The 15891-nt window shown below is 69.4% G+C and carries 11 protein-coding genes and 2 pseudogenes; 8 read left to right on the forward strand and 5 right to left on the reverse strand.

The genetic code is table 11. The features are described 5' to 3' along the window. The 4 genes and pseudogenes from IE258_RS38215 to IE258_RS38230 all read left to right on the forward strand — a co-directional run. Positions 1-249: pseudogene (locus IE258_RS38215) on the forward strand (MarR family transcriptional regulator); the annotation flags it as partial. Positions 250-1139: 890 nt separating this feature from the next. Further along, positions 1140-2303 (forward strand): bifunctional DNA primase/polymerase, encoded by a 1164-nt coding sequence (locus IE258_RS38220; protein ID WP_189750398.1) that lies wholly within the window; start codon positions 1140-1142, stop codon positions 2301-2303. After that, positions 2300-3868: a DNA primase family protein gene (locus IE258_RS38225; RefSeq protein WP_189750399.1), complete on the forward strand. Its 1569-nt coding sequence runs from the start codon at positions 2300-2302 to the stop codon at positions 3866-3868. Before IE258_RS38220 ends, IE258_RS38225 begins: the two co-directional genes overlap by 4 nt. Positions 3869-4070: 202 nt before the next feature. After that, positions 4071-4454 (forward strand): DUF6009 family protein, encoded by a 384-nt coding sequence (locus IE258_RS38230; RefSeq protein ID WP_189750400.1) that lies wholly within the window; start codon positions 4071-4073, stop codon positions 4452-4454. A 30-nt stretch (positions 4455-4484) separates the two neighbouring features. On the opposite strand, the gene IE258_RS38235 is transcribed toward IE258_RS38230, so the two are convergent. From IE258_RS38235 to IE258_RS38250, 4 genes are all read right to left on the reverse strand, one after another. Further along, the gene (locus tag IE258_RS38235; RefSeq protein WP_189750401.1) at positions 4485-5426 is read right to left on the reverse strand and encodes an alpha/beta fold hydrolase; all 942 of its coding nucleotides are present in this window, start codon (positions 5424-5426) and stop codon (positions 4485-4487) included. Between the two features lie 321 nt (positions 5427-5747). Next, the gene (locus tag IE258_RS38240; RefSeq protein WP_189750402.1) at positions 5748-6350 is read right to left on the reverse strand and encodes a BlaI/MecI/CopY family transcriptional regulator; all 603 of its coding nucleotides are present in this window, start codon (positions 6348-6350) and stop codon (positions 5748-5750) included. A 317-nt stretch (positions 6351-6667) separates the two neighbouring features. Beyond that, positions 6668-7429: an MBL fold metallo-hydrolase gene (locus IE258_RS38245; protein WP_189750403.1), complete on the reverse strand. Its 762-nt coding sequence runs from the start codon at positions 7427-7429 to the stop codon at positions 6668-6670. 108 nt (positions 7430-7537) lie between these two features. After that, entirely contained in the window at positions 7538-8038 is a 501-nt protein-coding gene (locus IE258_RS38250) for a cupin domain-containing protein (protein ID WP_189750404.1), read from the reverse strand. Positions 8039-8662: 624 nt separating this feature from the next. Between IE258_RS38250 and IE258_RS38255 the strand changes: the two genes are divergently transcribed. From IE258_RS38255 to IE258_RS41530, 3 genes and pseudogenes are all read left to right on the forward strand, one after another. Beyond that, positions 8663-9100, forward strand: coding sequence for a cupin domain-containing protein (locus tag IE258_RS38255; protein ID WP_189750405.1), 438 nt, complete (start codon positions 8663-8665; stop codon positions 9098-9100). Between the two features lie 219 nt (positions 9101-9319). Further along, positions 9320-13411: a discoidin domain-containing protein gene (locus IE258_RS38260; RefSeq protein ID WP_189750406.1), complete on the forward strand. Its 4092-nt coding sequence runs from the start codon at positions 9320-9322 to the stop codon at positions 13409-13411. Positions 13412-13820: 409 nt separating this feature from the next. After that, positions 13821-14201 (forward strand): annotated as a pseudogene (locus IE258_RS41530) (FAD-dependent monooxygenase family protein); the annotation flags it as partial. A 70-nt stretch (positions 14202-14271) separates the two neighbouring features. On the opposite strand, the gene IE258_RS38265 reads toward IE258_RS41530, so the two are convergent. Beyond that, on the reverse strand, positions 14272-14943 hold the full coding sequence (locus IE258_RS38265; RefSeq protein ID WP_189750407.1) for a TetR/AcrR family transcriptional regulator: 672 nt from the start codon (positions 14941-14943) through the stop codon (positions 14272-14274). Between the two features lie 107 nt (positions 14944-15050). Between IE258_RS38265 and IE258_RS38270 the strand changes: the two genes are divergently transcribed. Beyond that, on the forward strand, positions 15051-15884 hold the full coding sequence (locus IE258_RS38270; RefSeq protein WP_189750408.1) for an SDR family NAD(P)-dependent oxidoreductase: 834 nt from the start codon (positions 15051-15053) through the stop codon (positions 15882-15884). The last annotated feature ends 7 nt before the right edge of the window (positions 15885-15891 follow it).

The following is a 15891-nucleotide window of genomic DNA, read 5'->3' on the forward strand; positions in this document are numbered from 1 at the left end:
GAGCTGTCACGGCCGGGCGTCCTGCACCGCACCGCCGATCCCGCCGACCGTCGCCGCCGCATCGTCGCCATCGCACCCGCCTACGCCGCACCGATCGCCGCATGGCTTTCGGCCAGCGCCTCTGCCTGGGAAAACGTCATGCGCGGTCTCGACCCCGCGGAACGCGCCACGGTCGTCAACGCCCTGCACGCCTACGAGACCGCCTTGGAGCAGGCAGGCGACCGGCACCGGAACGCGCAGCCGCGTTAGCCGGCCATGATCTACCTCAACGAAAAAAGCTCCCGCGTCTCACCCAATCCAGTCCACACAGGTCAGCACAGGAGCGGACGACCAACTCCACTGAGACAGGGCAGCTTCGCGGGCGATCCGGCACAGGCCTGCTCACCGGTCGCCGAACAACTCCTCATCGGGGGACATGTGCTCCACCTCCGCACCCGGCGTCCTAAGGCTCCGGAAAACCTATTACGCCGTAATAGGGGCTGCCTGCGCTGGCGCACGGTTGTGCTGCACGCCGAGGTCGGTCCCAACATCTCCATGACGAGCAGAGGGACCGAAAAGGTTCACGAGATGTCGGAGCCCATTGTCCCGAGCGGGGGTACAGGACCTCTGCAGGGGGACCAGAAGGGTCTCGGACCCATCCGGTCCCTGACTCTCAGTCCCTGCTATTTTCGCAGGTCAAAGGCCTTGTGGTCGACCAATCAGGGACTGTAGGGACCGAGAAGCGCAATTATGACGTAGGTAAGAGATGTGTATTCGTATGCGCGCGCATGCAACAACGTCTTCTGTACAGCTCATAATGGGCGTGTTCAGTCCCTACAGTCCCTGGTTGAGGCGCTGAATACCCTCTGACCTGCGAGAAGAGTAGAGGGACTGAGTAGGGTCCGAGACTCTTCCAGCCCCTGGCCTTTGGTCCCTCGCACGTTCCGGCCCCTGAAGCCCGGCCCGGACCCATCGGTCTCGATGCCGGACACATTGTGTTCGTCGGTCCCTTCGGCCCCTAGGGTGTGAGGGATCGAGAAGAGGGTCAGGGCTCAAGGGGTCAGAGCGCTTGACAAGAACGGCATGCGAACCCGAGAGTCCGTTTCCCGGGCGATGCGACCTACACTCTTCAGCATCAGAGTCCCTTCGGTCCCTAGCGGATGGGTTTTCACACGTCGGGGACCAGTGGAGTGATCGAGCAAGCAGACGTGACGAGGACAAACCCCGTGCCGCGCGAAGGTGAGAACCGCAACAGTGCAGCCAGAGTCGAGTCGGCATCACCGCATGCCGTCGCGCGGTGGTGTGCAGCCCAGGGGTGGCCCGTCCATCCGCTCGCTCCGGGACGCAAGACGCCCGCGGGCAACTGTCCGTCCTGCCGTGCCCACAGGCACGAGCCGGCCTCCTGCCCCTGCCTGCCTGCAGGACGGCCCTGTCACGGCTTCCACTCAGCGACCACCGACCTCGTCCTCGTCGACCAGTGGTGGGCCGACCAGCCGGCCGGGGGAGTAGGTGTCGCCTGTGGTCCGGCAGGCCTCGTCATCATTGATGTGGACGCCCACCCCGTGCCGTTGGCAGACAGGTCACGTCTGCTGCCGGGGATCCCGATCCCGGACCAGGTGACGCTGGAGGGACTGGCCTCCGGCTTCGACACGTTGGCGCTGCTCGCCGCTTACCGTGGCCGGCCCAACCCGGCGCAGGACGACACGACGCTCCGTGTGCGCACCCCTTCCGGAGGCCTGCACATCTGGTACCAGAACCACGATCCGTCAACGCGCCTGCGCTGCTCCACTGGTTCAGGCCGTAATACCGCCCTTGCTTGGCAGGTCGACGTACGCGCCAACGGGGGCTACATCGTGGCCCCAGGCACCCGCACCGCTCAAGGTGTATACCGGGCCGAGGGCCGGGCGAGGACTCCGGTGGCCCTGCCCGACTGGCTCCGTGATGAACTCGTCCGTACTGGACACGTCGTCCAGCGCCAACCCCCGGCGCCAGCTCCGGTGTCATCGGGCCGGCCCCGCCCCGCCTCGTCAGGCCGCCCGGCCCCGGCCCGGGCCGACCAGATACTGGACCCCCTCATCACCGAGGTCGCCGGATGCGCGACGGCCCCCGAGGGCACTGGTTTCTCCGAGAAACTCAACCGAGCGGCGTACACCGCTGGAGGACTGGTCGGAGCTGGGCACCTTGAGCATGCCGCCATTCGTGATCGACTTGTCCGTGTTGCCTGCTACGCGCGGCCCTGGCAGCAGCCTCGGAATGAAAAGATCGTCGATGACGCCCTTGCCGTAGGGTCTGCCCGCCCTCTCCACCTCAAAGGACGTCCATGAGCAGCAGTGCCGAAGGCTCGCCGCGTTTCGACCCGCAGGCTGCCGCTCAACAGATGCTCGCCTTCCAGCCGATGGAGCACCAGCAGTCCGCGCCTGTCGTGCTGCCCGCGCAGACGGCCGCACAGCCCGTCTCCCAGGAGCCGCCTCGTGCGGAGCCCGGGCCCGGCGGCCACGACAGGACGCTCCTGCCGCCGTCCCTGTCGGATCGAGGGAACGCCCGCCTGTTCGTGCAGCTCCACCGTGACCAGTTCCGCCACGTGGAGGGCCTTGGCTGGTTCGCGTGGGAGGGCCACCGCTGGAAACGCGCCGGGGGAGAGAAGGCTGCGCTGTGGGCCGCGGGGGAGATGGCCGAGGACATGGCCGACACCGACCCACGCGGGATCTTCAGCAACCGCGAGATCGCACACCACAAGCGGCGGACCCTGTCGACCACCGGTATGAAGGCCCTGCTCACTCAGGCGAAGGCCTCACCGGACCTCTCCGTGGACCCGGACCGGCTGGACGGGGACCCGTACGCGCTGTGCACCCCCGCGGGAATCGTCGACCTCCACGACGGGCAGCTGCGCAAGGCCGAGCCCACCCGCGACTTCCACTCCCGGGCCACGAGCGTCGCGCCCCAGACCATGGGGACCCCGGGCTGGCACCGCTTCCTCGCCGACACCTTCGGGGACGACGAGGAGGGCAGGGAGATGATCGACTTCCTGCACCTGCTGCTCGGCTATTCCATCACCGGTGACGTCGGCGCCCAGGTCCTGCCGTTCCTCCACGGAGAGGGCAAGAACGGCAAGTCCGTCCTGCTCGACATCATGATCCAGATCCTCGGCGACTACGCCGACGCGGCCCCGCCGGGCTTCCTCATGGACCGTGGAGCCTTCTCCGAACACTCCACGGAGCTGACCGAACTTCACGGCCGCCGCCTGGTCGTGTGCAGTGAGCTGAAGCCCAACGACAAGTTCGACGAGGCCCGCGTGCGCCTCCTGACCGGCGGCGACAAGATCAAGGCCCGCCGCATGCGGCAGGACTACTTCTCGTTCACCCCCACCCACCACCTCTGGCTACTTGGCAATCACCGGCCCGAAGTGTCCACCGGCGGCTATGCGTTCTGGCGCCGCATCCGTCTGCTGCCTTTCACCCGGACTGTCCCGGCCGCGCGCCGGATCGACAACCTCGCTTTCGAACTCGTCCGCGACGAGGGGCCGGGCATCCTGCAGTGGCTCATCGAAGGAGCACAGCGCTACCTCGACACCAGGGACCCGCTGGAGGGCCCCGACCGGGTCCGAATCGCCACGACCGCCTACGCCACCACCGAGGACCACATCGGGCGCTTCCTAGCCGAATGCTGCACCAGGGACGGAGACCAGGGGAGGGACCTGCGGGTGGAACAGGGCCTGCTGTACACGGAGTACAGCTCCTGGTGCCACGCAGGCGAGGGAATCCGGCCAGCGACTCCACGCGCGTTCGCCAACCGGGTGCGCCAGGAGGTGGGGGTGGCCTCTCCGACGGACATGATCAAGTCGAACGGCCGGAAGTACTATCCCGGCATCGCCCTCTTGGAGTGCCCATGACAGCTACTGCAGATCGGACATCCGCGGCACGCGCCCTACACCGCTGTCGTCGTACGCTCTACGATGGCTGCCGGGTCCGCCGCACGGCATCCCTCGCAGGGCGGCTCGCCACTGGCCGGTGGGTGAGTCGGAGCGACACGGACACCGGCCCGGCCACGTCCCCCTGTCCGGGGAGGACGCCGACGAAGGAGGGGCCGCAGCCATGAGCTCGCTGTTGACCGAGAGCGACCTCATCCACGAGAAAGAGGTGGTGTGGCTGGAGAACCCCTCGGGTCTCGACTATGTCCGACAGGCGCTGGACAAGACCAAGCGACGCAACACCAAGCCGCCCTACGTCCGGGACGGCCGCATGGTGGGGTACGCCATGCTGGACGAGGACGCCTCCCCGGACCCCGACAGCGGCCTCTACAAACGCAGGGTGTTCTTCCTCCTGCCGCACGACCGTGACAGCCTCCCCGACGGTCTCTACCGCGAGGGTGCTCCTGGCGAGGCGGTCGACCCGCGCACCATCGCCCCCAGGGAGCCAGGGGCGAAGACCCCACGCTCGCAGAGCGGTTCGGTCGTCGTGGCCACGTCGGCGCCCTGACCTCACCGGGAGAAGTGGATCTCTTCGCTCTCAGGCGGCCCCGGCTCGCTCCCCGACGGTCTCATGGACGAAGTCGCGGACCCCGTCGGCGAACGTCTCGGGCTCTTCAATGTGCCCCAGGTGTCCGCTGTTCTCCAACACCAGAAGCCGCGAGCCGGGAATCAGCCGGTGCAACTCCTCGCCCCAGCGCGGACCGCAGATCACATCGTGGCGGCCCACGACCACCAGCGCCGGCACGGTCAGTTCCCTGAGCGCGGCCCGGTCGTCGACGGTGTCGGGGGAGAGGTGCTCGTCCAGCCCCGAGATGTACGTGGCTTGCATCGCGTCCCGGACCGGGCTCAGCCGTTCCTCCTGGCCCCAGTAGTCGGCGAAGTACGAGGGCAGCACGCCCCGGGCGACCGCCACGGTCGACTCGTCGTCTGAGATCGAGGACATGGCGCCGAACGCGGCGAGTACCTCGGACAGACCGGGACGACCGGCGTTCCGTGCTGCGAACTCCTCCACTCTGCGGCCCGCCTCGGCGCCGTGCTCCGCGCCGGTGACGGGTGAACCCTCGTAGAGGATGACGCCGGCCAGCCGTTCGGGGCGATTCAGAGCGTGGTGGACGGCGACGAAGGCGCCGTGCGAGTGCCCCAGCAGATGCACCTTGGGCACGTCGAGCCGGTTGATCACCTGCTCCAGGAAACGGCTGTACCGCTCTCGTGTATAGCCGTGTGGATGCGAGGGGAGACGGCCCGACTCCCCGGTGCCTATCGGTTCGACGTAGACCATCGTCAGATGTTGTTCGAGTGCGGGCATACGGAGGTAGTCCCAGAAGATGCCGGGGCCCCCCGAGTGCGCCAGACACACCGGGCCGGTGCCGTGGACGTGGTAGCGCTGGGAGATTCCCCCCACTTCGAAGGAGTGCGTGCCCCGGGGGAGGAGACCGATGCTCGACGGCAGCGCGTCGGTGAAACGTGTCGTGGTGCGCATGGGGTCTCCCCATCTGTGCGGGTCTGTCTGACACCGAGACGACGTTGGGAAGGGGGGCCCAGAGTTCGAAGTCCGGCGCGTGATCCACGTCACGTGTCCCGGGTGCGACCCTCCTCGCGCACAGGTTCGCCCGGGGGAGGAGTCCGGAAGGAAGATACGTTTGACAGCGTTATCAAATCCACGTGCCTTATTGGTCCGAGCTGGCCGGATTGCACCGGCCCCGCGGTCGGCTTCCCTCCCGGACCGTCCGGTAAAGAAGCCGAACCCCGCTCTCCCGCGTCGCGACGACCGTGTGTGGCACCGGGGGACGGTGTGAAACCCTCAGCTCTCGTCGGCCCCCGCCTCGGCGGACTCGCCCTGCGAGTCACCGACGGGGGAGTACATCACCGACCGCTGCTGCTTGTGGCGCCGGATCCGGCCCTTGGCGACGAGGGATTCAAGGGTGTTGCGCACCACCTGCGGTGTCGGCGTCCGGTTCGGGTGCTTCTCCATCAGCTCGTCGCGCAGTTCCTTGGCAAGACGGGGCTCGTCGTAGGTCCGTAGCAGGTCCATCAGCAGGTCTCCGAGCAGAGGCTGTCGCGACTTCCCCTTCGCGGCTGCCTTCCCGGCGGTCTTGCCCGTGGCCTCCTTGGCCGACGCGGGACGCCGGGACGCCGCCCTGCCGGAGGAGGAGGTGGCCGCGGCACCTCGCCTCGTCTGTGTGAGCGCGGGCTCGCCCTGCGCCTGCTCGGGCAGACGGGACGGGTCCAATGAACCTTCGTACCGCTCGGCGAGGTTCATGATGTCAGACAGGAGTGCCTCCTCCTGCTTCAACATCGTGATCTTCTCGGCCAGTTCCTGCTGCAGACGACGGTTTTCCTCCAGGTCCGACGCGGCCTGTTCGACGTACCGCGACCGGAGCGTGGCGGCTGATTGGCTGGTCACAACCGTTCACTCCCTCGTATTGGATGATGCTGCGCATGGTACCCACGCCGTAGCGGATGTGCCGACGCGTGCGAACGACGGCGGACGACCGATCGCGCATGTCTCCGTGCCGGAAATTGTCGGTACACCTGTGCGTATAGGAGCAACACCCTGCCTGGCCGCCCGCGTCCCGCGACCGACTCGTACACACGAACGGACCTCTGTAGAAAACATGCCCAGGAATCCGTGTCGCCGAACCGCCCGCACGCACCTTTCACGGGTCACATGTGGGATTGCGGCGCACGCGTCGGGCCGCGGCAGGACGGGGGAGTGCGGTCCTATCGGATGACGCGATCGCGCGCCGCGATGGCCGCCGCCTTTACCGACCCGCGGTGCACCGGCCCGTGACCAGGTACGAGGATGTCCGCGTCCACGCCCTCGACGACGGACAAGGCGTCGAGCGCGCGGGCGCGGTCGGTGTGGAACATGTCGGGCAGCAACTGCGGACCGGTGACACGCGAGGTGGGATGCCCCGTTACCAGGGCGTCGCCGCCGACCAGGATGCCGCTGCCCGGCAAGTGGTACGCGCAGTGACCCCTGGTGTGACCCGGCGTGTGCACGGGCACCGGTGCGCCGGGCAGGTCCAGCGCCCCAGGCGCGGGAAAGGGGCGTGGACCGTGAACGGGGACGGGCCTGGTGCCGCCCGCGCGCAGGGCGTGCACGGCCCAGGGGAGCACACCCGGTCGCCATGCCCGGGCGAGAACCTGCCCGATCGACACCTGGTCGAGGAAGTCGCGGCGTGCGTGCGGTACCTCCTCCTCGAGCATGAGCACCGGCGTACCGTGCGTGACCCGTAGGCGTTCGGCCGAGCCGATGTGGTCGTTGTGGGCGTGGGTGACCAGGATCGCGGCCACGGACTCCGGGGCAAGCCCGACCGCGTCCAGCGAGGTGAGCAGGGCGTCGTGGTCGCCGGGGTAGCCGGTGTCGATCAGGGTGCAGCTGTCACCGTCCTTGACGATCACCCAGTTGGTGTTGCTGCCGGAGACCGCGTACACCTCGTCCCCGACGGGGACGAGGTGTACGCGCACTGCCTTGGGCATGGCGTTCCTGCTCCTTTCGGTGCGTGCGCCCCCACGTCGTACGGCACGCGGGGCGCTGGGGGCGCCGACCGGGAAACCCTCCGTCCCGGTGACGTCCGCCCGGCCGCGTCACTCGCCGGCGCGCTCCAGGTCCGCCGGGGTGGCTCCGGGCGGGCCGAGGATGACGTCCCCCAGCTCCTCGGTGATGGCCTGGAACAGACCCATGTCCCACTCGGTCTCCGGCGTGGCCAGGTGAGCGGGGGTGCCGCTGCGGCGGATCAGGTCGGCGAACTTGCCGGGGGAGGTGATGTTGAGCGAACGTGCTCCGTCCGGACCGGCCTTGATGGTGTGGGGCGTGTTCATCGGGATCGCGTAGAAATCGCCGGACCGCAGCGTGAAGGTGTCCGGACCCGCCCAGACCGTGAGCGACCCGGAAACGACCCAGATGCGCTCCTCGTAGCCGGTGTGGAGGTGTAGCGGCGTCCCGGCGCCCCCGGGCAACGTGATGTCCGACAGATCGTGACGGCCGTCGGTCTCCTCCGCGGAGGTGAGGATGGAGAGCCGCAGATGCTGGCCGAGGACGAACTGACGGTCCTGGGGGACGGGCGGCGGCGAGGGGAACTCACTCATGGCGAACAGCTCCTGGACTGGGGAATCTGCGAGGACGCCGTGCACGGATGTCGCTGCGGGCACGCGAAACGCGGGGGCCTCGAAGAGCGCCCCCGGGGATGGTGGGGACCCTATACCCAAAGCCGCGTACACGTGTGAGACGAAGGCACGTGTGGCACGGGCTCCGGAGTTGGCCAACTTGCTTGAGTGAACGGTGGTTCACGACGGGTGACGGACCGGTGCCTCGCGTCGTGAAGGCGTACATGTGCATTCCGACGCCAGGATTCCGGGTGTCTGCGGGCTGGTGATACGTGACACATACAACGACCTGCCGACCCTCGCCGATCGCCCACTCGGCCACCTGCGCGGCCACCCAGTCCACACACGGGGAAAGCGCGCGACCAGCGGCTTCTCCGACCGGCGGGGCGATGCGGAGCCGGCCATCACCGCACCCGGCACACACGGATGTGGAACCTCGACGGAGCGAGGTGTTCCGCTTGGTGTCGGGGCCGGGCTTAGGATCTCCAGCGGCCCGGCGCCGTCACTGCTGCATGGTCCCCTGAGGCAGCCCCCTCGATTCGCATCGCAGATGTGACCAGACATGCCGGAGCCGAGCTTCGGAGTGCCACGGAAAGGTATGACGACATGCGTAAGAACCTGTTGCGACTGGGAGTGGCCACGACCGCCGCTGTCGGCCTGTCCCTGGGAGCCGGTACGGCCTTCGCCACCCCCGGTGGCCCGGGAGTCGAGGCAACGGTCATCTCCCAGACCACGATCGGCGGGAAGGACTACATCCTCCGGCAGATCACCATCCCGCCGGGGCAGAGCACCGGCTGGCACTACCACGACGGAACCCTCTACGGCTTCGTCCAGCACGGCACGCTCAGCCACTTCGACTCCGACTGCGGGTCCGACGGCGTGTACCGCGCCGGCAGCGGCCTGACGGAGCCGTCCGGCGCGCAGCACGTCCACATCGGGCGCAACCTCGGCAGGACCGACGTCGTCCTCGACGTGCTGTACGTCATGCCCCACGGTGCCCCGCTCTCGGAGGACGCCCCCAACCCGGGCTGCGACTTCCAGTAGGGCCGCCCGCCCGCCGGCCCGCTCCTCACGGGGCCGGCGGGCTCCAGGAGACCGTCCCTTCCAGGGGCTTGACAGAGAACCAGGCACCGCCCGAGCCTATGGCAACGTTGTCAGGCCGCATGAGCCGCATACGCCGCCGCATGAGCTGCCGTATGTGCCGCATCGCCCGGACCGCGCGTCTCCCGTTCCTCGACCGACCTGCGATTGGACGACCCACTTATGGCTGATCAGGCGAGGCCGTCCGCGCGTCCCTCTCGTCGCTCCGTCGTCGCCACGGGCTCCGCACTGCTGGCCGGGTTCGGCCTCGGCGCGGGCTTCCCGACGGCCGCCGGTGCCGCCGAGCGCACCGCCACGAGTTTCGGGGCCCCCACGTCGGCGCAGGCCGAGATGGCCGCTCACCGTCCCGTCGAGGTTTCCTCTCAGGCATACGCCCCCGCCCCCGCCGAATTCGCGGTGGACGGCCTGCCCGCACCCGGTGTGCGCGGTACCGGCTGGCGCGCCGAGGCGGGCGACCCTCAGTGGATATCGGTCGACCTCCAGGCTGACTGCCAGGTCGACCGGATCCGGCTGACCTTCGAGGCCGACGCGAGCGACCCGGTGTTCACCCCGCCCACCGAGGGCAACCCGCGCCAGGGCACCACCGGCAAGGAAGTCCTGTCCAGTTACGCGACGGAGTTCGTGGTCGAGACGTCCCGGGACCACCACTCCTGGACCGTCGTGTACCGCACCACCGCAAGCACCGGCGGCGTGGTCGACATCCCGCTGCCCAAGGCCGTCACCGCCCGCTGGGTACGCATGACCACCCGCAGGCGCTCCAACCCCAACCCGCTCGGCCTCAACGGCTTCGAGGTGTACGGCATCGCAGCTGGCCACCGCCCCCCGGTCACCGGCTGGACCGACTGGGGCACCCACAACTGCCCCGCCCCCGAGCTGTCCGTCGCGGCCGACGGCACCGTGCCGCTGGAGTCCGGCTGGACGCTGACCCTCGACGACTGGGCCGACGGCGACGGAGCACACCTGTCGAAGCCCGGCGCCGACACCAGCCGCTGGCTGCCCGCCACCGTACCCGGCACCGTGCTCGGCGCCCTCGTCGAGCAGGGCAAGCTGCCCGACCCCGTCGCGGGCCTGAACAACCTGCGCATTCCGGAGGCGCTGTCCCGGCACTCCTGGTGGTACAAACGGGACTTCCACCTGCCGCGCGGACTGCGCACTGGCCGCGGACGGCATGTCTGGCTGGAGTTCGACGGCGTCAACCACAAAGCGGAGGTGTGGCTCAACGGCCGTGAGGTGGGCGGGGTGACCTACCCCTTCGCGCGCTCCGCGCACGACGTCACCCGCTTCCTCGCCGACCGGGGCGGCAACGCCCTCGCGGTGCGGGTCAGCCCGATGCCGGTGCCCGGCAGCCCTGGCGACAAGGGCCCGGCGGGCGAGGCGTGGGTGGACGCCGGCGCCAACCAGATGAACCTCAACTCGCCGACATACCTGGCGTCCTCAGGCTGGGACTGGATGCCCGCCGTCCGCGACCGCGGCGCCGGCATCTGGAACCACGTGCGGCTGCGCTCCACCGGTCACCTCGTCGTCGGGGACCCCCGCGTGGACACCGCGCTGCCCGGTCTGCCCGACCTGTCGGTCGCCGAGCTGACGATCACCGTCCCGGTCCGCAACGCCGACTCCGCCGCGCACCGGGCGACCGTCTCGGCCTCCTTCGACGGCGTCCGCGTCTCCCGCACGGTCACCGTCCCCGCGGGCGGCGCCACCGAAGTCGTCTTCACCCCCGGCGCCTTCAGCCGGCTGCGCGTGCGCGAGCCCCGCCTGTGGTGGCCCAACGGCCTGGGCGAAGCCACCCTGCACGACCTCACCCTGGTCGCCGAGTGCGACGGCACCGAGAGCGACCGGCGCACCACCCGCTTCGGCATACGGCAGTTCGGCTACCAGTACGACACCCCGCTGCCCTTCACCCCCTCCGTCGACGCCTGCACCCAGAGCGTCGACCTCGGCGCCCAGCGCGCCCGGCACGTCCGGGTCCGCTGCCTGACCCGGGCCACCGGGTGGGGGAGTTCCCTGTGGACGCTGTCCGTCTTCGACGGCGCCCGTCCGGGTGCCGACCTCGCCCTGCACGCCTCGGCCGAGGCCTCCAGCGCCGACGAGGACGGCCACGCGGCGGGCAACGTCACCGACGGCGACCCCGGCACCCGCTGGTCCTCCGCCTTCGAGGACGACCAGTGGATCCGCGTGGACCTTGGCTCCGCGCAGTCCTTCGACCGGGTCGACCTGGTCTGGGAACAGGCGTACGCGCTGACCTTCGTCGTGCAGGTCTCCGACGACGGCGAACAGTGGCGGGACGTGAAGTCCGTCGACAACACCGCGGTGCCGCTGCCCTTCAACAGCGGCGACGCCAGCCTGCGGGTGACGGACTTCGCCGCCCGCACCGCCCGGTACGTGCGCATCGCCTGCGGCCCACGCAACACCAGTTGGGGCAACTCCCTGTGGTCCCTCGCCGTCGTCGACAGCGACCGGCCGGGCACCGATCTCGCCCTGCGCCGTACGACGAAGGCGTCCACGGAGGAGGCCGACCACCCAGCCGCCCACGCCACCGACGGGAACCCCGGCACCCGCTGGTCCTCCGCCTACGAGGACCAGCAGTGGATTCAGGTCGACCTCGGCTCCGCCCGGCGCTTCGACCGGGTGGCGATCCTGTGGGAGCAGGCCTACCCCAAGACGTACACCGTCCAGGTCTCCGACGACGGCGACACCTGGAGCGACGTCACGACCCTCACCAACACCCCCGACCCGCTGAAGATCAGCGTCAACGGTGTCCGCGTCCTGGTCCGCGGCGGCAACTGGGGCTGGGACGAACTGCTGCGCCGCATGCCCGCCGCCCGCATGGACGCGGCCGTGCGGATGCACCGCGACATGAACTTCACGATGATTCGCAACTGGGTCGGCAGCAGCAACCGCGAGGAGTTCTACGCCGCCTGCGACGAGCACGGCATCCTGGTGTGGAACGACTTCCCCAACGCCTGGGCCATGGACCCGCCGGACCACGAAGCCTTCACCTCCGTCGCCCGCGACACCGTCCTGCGCTACCGCATCCACCCGAGCGTCGCCGTCTGGTGCGGCGCCAACGAGGGCAACCCGCCGGCCGCCGTCGACCAGGGCATGCGGCGGGCCGTCGAGGACCAGGCCCCCGGCATCCTCTACCAGAACAACTCCGCGGGCGGCATCGCCACCGGCGGAGGCCCCTACGGCTGGGTCGAGCCGGAGAAGTACTTCGACCCCGCCACCTACGGCAGCAAGGACTTCGGGTTCCACACCGAGATCGGCATGCCGGTCGTCTCCACCGCCGCGAGCACCCGCCGCATGGTCGGCGACGAGAAGGAGTGGCCGATCGGCGGGGCCTGGTACCACCACGACTGGAGCGAACGCGGGAACCAGGCGCCGCAGAACTACAAGGCCGCCATCGAAAGACGCCTCGGCACCGCGACCGGCCTCGACGACTTCACGCGCAAGGCGCAGTTTGTCAACTACGAGAACTTCCGGGCCATGTTCGAGGCATGGAACGCCCATCTGTGGGACAACGCCAGCGGGCTGATGCTCTGGATGTCCCACCCGGCCTGGCACAGCACCGTCTGGCAGACTTACGACTACGACTTCGACGTCAACGGTGCCTACTACGGTGCCCGTACCGCCTGCGAGCCCCTGCATGTCCAGGCCGACCCGGTTTCGGGACAGGTCCTCGCGGTCAACCACACCCGAAGGGCGCTGCGGCACGCGAGAGTCACCGCCGAGACTTACGACCTCACCGGCCGGCGGATCGGCAGCGCCCGCACCGCCCGCGTCGACGTTCCACCGGCGGCCACAACGAAGGCATTCACCGCGGCCTTCACCGGGGCCCTGCCCGACCTGCACCTGCTGCGGCTGACCCTGGAGGACCGCGCGGGCCGGGTGCTGTCCCGCAACACCTACTGGCGCTACCGGACCCCGGAAGCGATGCGCGCCCTCAACCGGGCCCGGCAGGTGAGGGTCGCGGCCTCCTTCGAGCACGTGTCGCGCGCCGGGGACCGCCGGGAGACCAGCGCCACGGTCCGCAACTGCGGGTCCGCGGTCGCGGCGATGGTGCGGCTGTCCCTGCTGGACGCCGACGGCGGCGACCGGGTCCTGCCGACGCTCTACGGCGACAACTACCTGTGGCTGCTGCCCGGCGAGACCCGCACGGTCACCCTGTCCTGGCCCGCCACCGCCCTGTCCTCGGGCCGGCCGGCTCTGAGGGTGGAGGGGTACAACGTGCCCCGGACCACGGTGCGCGGCTAGGCTGTTTTGTTCGGATCACCTGATCGTTGATCCGGGCGTCTCGTTGACTGACGCGCAGTGGGCGTGGCTTGGCGCGACACAAAGTCGCGTATTTCGAGTGGCCTCGCAGATTGGGGGCCGGTTGTAAACCGATGCGTGGTTCCTGATCAGTGTTCGAGATCAGTCCCCGCCCTGGCGTGCGTTCACGGGGTCTGCATGTGAGTGTGCAGAGCCCAGGCAAGAAGCTCAAGGGGGCCCGCTCCGTCTGGGGGAGCAATCGGGCGAGGGGAAGGCCGGACGGGCGAACGAAATTGAACGCCCGATGATGCCTCGTTAGCCCAAGCCTTGGGAGATGGGATCAGGCGCAGGCCTGCCCGCTGGAGATGACAGCGAGCAGTGGCCGGGACGGCGTGCGGGGCGACCTGGCGGACTACTGGCCCTGTTCGACGGCTGGGCGGCGCCAGCCGTCGCCCTCCTCGGCCAGGGCACGGCGTTCGCACACCGCCCGCTGCATGTCCTGCCCGTCCCCCATACCTGGCCCGCACCCCGGGCGTGACCTTCCTGGGGGACGCCGCCCATCTGACGCCGCCGCTCGGCGCGGGCGCGAATTCGCGATGCTGGAGGTGGCGAAACGCGCCGAGACGCTCGTGGCCGGCGCCGGAGACCCAGACGAGACGGTCCGCGCCTTCGAGGAAGGGAGTGGGCACGGGCCGCCAGGTGGAGGGCGATCACGACGGCCGGTCTGGAATGCCTGGTGAGCCCGGACCCGGCGCAGGCGCTCGCCGTCTTCGACGAGGGCCTGCCGTCCTGACGCCCCCGCTCGGGGAGCAGGACAGGGTGATGCGAAGGACCCGTCGCGCCCGGATGGGGCCGCCGAGCTCTCAGTCGCGCGGACCGGTCAGGCCATGGATGAGCGCGGCCAGCAACCCGGTCATGCTGCGCTCGAAGTCGGGGTGCGCCGAGGCCAGTTGAGGCACCTGCTCATACAGGAGCTTCAGGGTCTCCCCAGGGTTCGCGTATTGCCAGAAGGCCGGAGCCAGCGCGGTGGCGGCGGCCGCGACCTCGCGTCCGTCCGCCTGCGAGAGGGCGGGCAGCGCCCGGTGGAAGGCGTCGGCGACTTCGTCGACGGCCCGGATCGCGGTGCTCTTGTACTCGTGCAGGCAGTCGATCGGAACCTCCCGTTCCAGGGAGACGGCCGCATGGGCGAGGAAGTCGCAGAAGAGCGAGTGCTCCGCGAACGAGGCGGCGATCGAGGCCGCGAGACCGTTCGCGTCCAGTGGCCCGGCGTCACCCAGTCGCTGTCTCAGATCCCGCGACCACGCCTGCCATGACGCCGTCGCCAGGCGCAGCAGGATCTCCTCACGGGAGGAGAAGTACCCGCGAACGGCCGAGGAGTGCACGCCGGCCCGCTGGGCGATCCCCTTCAGGGTCACCGTTCGCGTGCCGCCCGCCTCGGCGAGTTCGGCGGCCGCCTGGAGCAGGTCCCGGGCGCGGCGCTCCCGGTGCTCGGGCGAGCGGGCCCGCTGGAAGGTGGGGCGATCTGTCGTGTTCATGGAGCCGAGTTTAACGCACTTGTGTTGTGTTGTTAGTGCAATCCGAATGTGTTAACTTAAAACAACGAGGTTGCGCAAAGAGCTCGACCCTGAACGAGGAGACATCCATGAGCGAGCAGGTCTGGTTCATCACGGGTAGTTCGCGCGGTCTGGGCCGCTCGGTGGCGGAGGAGGCGCTCGCCGCCGGTCACCGGGTCGTCGCCACCGCCCGTCGCACCAAGTCGCTGGACGACCTGGCGGCCAGGTATGGCGACCGGGTGCTGGCGGTCGAACTGGACGTCACCGACCCGGCGCAGGCCCAGGCCGCGGTCGACACCGCGGTGCGGACGTTCGGGCGTATCGACGTCGTGGTCAACAACGCGGGCTACGCCGACATAGCCCCGATCGAGGAGGTCACCCTCGACGCCTTCCGTGCGCAGGTCGACGCCTGCTTCTACGGCACGGTCTATGTGACCAAGGCGGTGCTGCCGCTCTTCCGCAAGCAGAACAGCGGCTACTTCATCCAGGTCACCTCGGTCGGCGGCCGGCTCACCGCCGCGGGCCTGGGTGCCTACCAGGCCGCCAAGTACGCGGTCGAAGGGTTCTCCGGCGTCCTGCACAAGGAGGTCGCGCCCCTCGGCATCCGTGTCACGCTCGCGGAGCCGGGCGGCATGCGCACCGACTGGGCCGGTTCCTCGATGGAGATCCCCTCCTTCGACGCCGCCTACGAGCCGACGGTCGGTGCTCAGGCCAAGCACCTGCGGGGCTGGACCGGCACTGAGCCGATCGATCCGGCGAAGGTCGCCCGGGTCTTCCTGGACCTCGCCGACCACCCCGAGCCCCCGCTGCACCTGGTGCTCGGCGGACACACCGTCGACTACATGGCCAAGGTCATGGAGGAGCAGGTGGCCGAGGACGCCAAGTGGGCTGAGGTCGGACGTTCCGTCGACTTCGACGACTGAGGGCCGT

Source organism: Streptomyces tendae (assembly GCF_014650435.1).
Lineage (GTDB): Bacteria > Actinomycetota > Actinomycetes > Streptomycetales > Streptomycetaceae > Streptomyces > Streptomyces tendae.

Bases quoted from the DNA above. Each gene is read 5' to 3' on its own strand.
- IE258_RS38255 (WP_189750405.1), top strand. From the start codon at position 8,663: ATGCGTAAGAACCTGTTGCGACTGGGAGTGGCCACGACCGCCGCTGTC.
- IE258_RS38270 (WP_189750408.1), top strand. From the start codon at position 15,051: ATGAGCGAGCAGGTCTGGTTCATCACGGGTAGTTCGCGCGGTCTGGGC.
- IE258_RS38225 (WP_189750399.1), top strand. From the start codon at position 2,300: ATGAGCAGCAGTGCCGAAGGCTCGCCGCGTTTCGACCCGCAGGCTGCC.
- IE258_RS38250 (WP_189750404.1), bottom strand. From the start codon at position 8,038: ATGAGTGAGTTCCCCTCGCCGCCGCCCGTCCCCCAGGACCGTCAGTTC.
- IE258_RS38245 (WP_189750403.1), bottom strand. From the start codon at position 7,429: ATGCCCAAGGCAGTGCGCGTACACCTCGTCCCCGTCGGGGACGAGGTG.
- IE258_RS38230 (WP_189750400.1), top strand. From the start codon at position 4,071: ATGAGCTCGCTGTTGACCGAGAGCGACCTCATCCACGAGAAAGAGGTG.
- IE258_RS38260 (WP_189750406.1), top strand. From the start codon at position 9,320: ATGGCTGATCAGGCGAGGCCGTCCGCGCGTCCCTCTCGTCGCTCCGTC.
- IE258_RS38235 (WP_189750401.1), bottom strand. From the start codon at position 5,426: ATGCGCACCACGACACGTTTCACCGACGCGCTGCCGTCGAGCATCGGT.
- IE258_RS38265 (WP_189750407.1), bottom strand. From the start codon at position 14,943: ATGAACACGACAGATCGCCCCACCTTCCAGCGGGCCCGCTCGCCCGAG.
- IE258_RS38220 (WP_189750398.1), top strand. From the start codon at position 1,140: ATGGGTTTTCACACGTCGGGGACCAGTGGAGTGATCGAGCAAGCAGAC.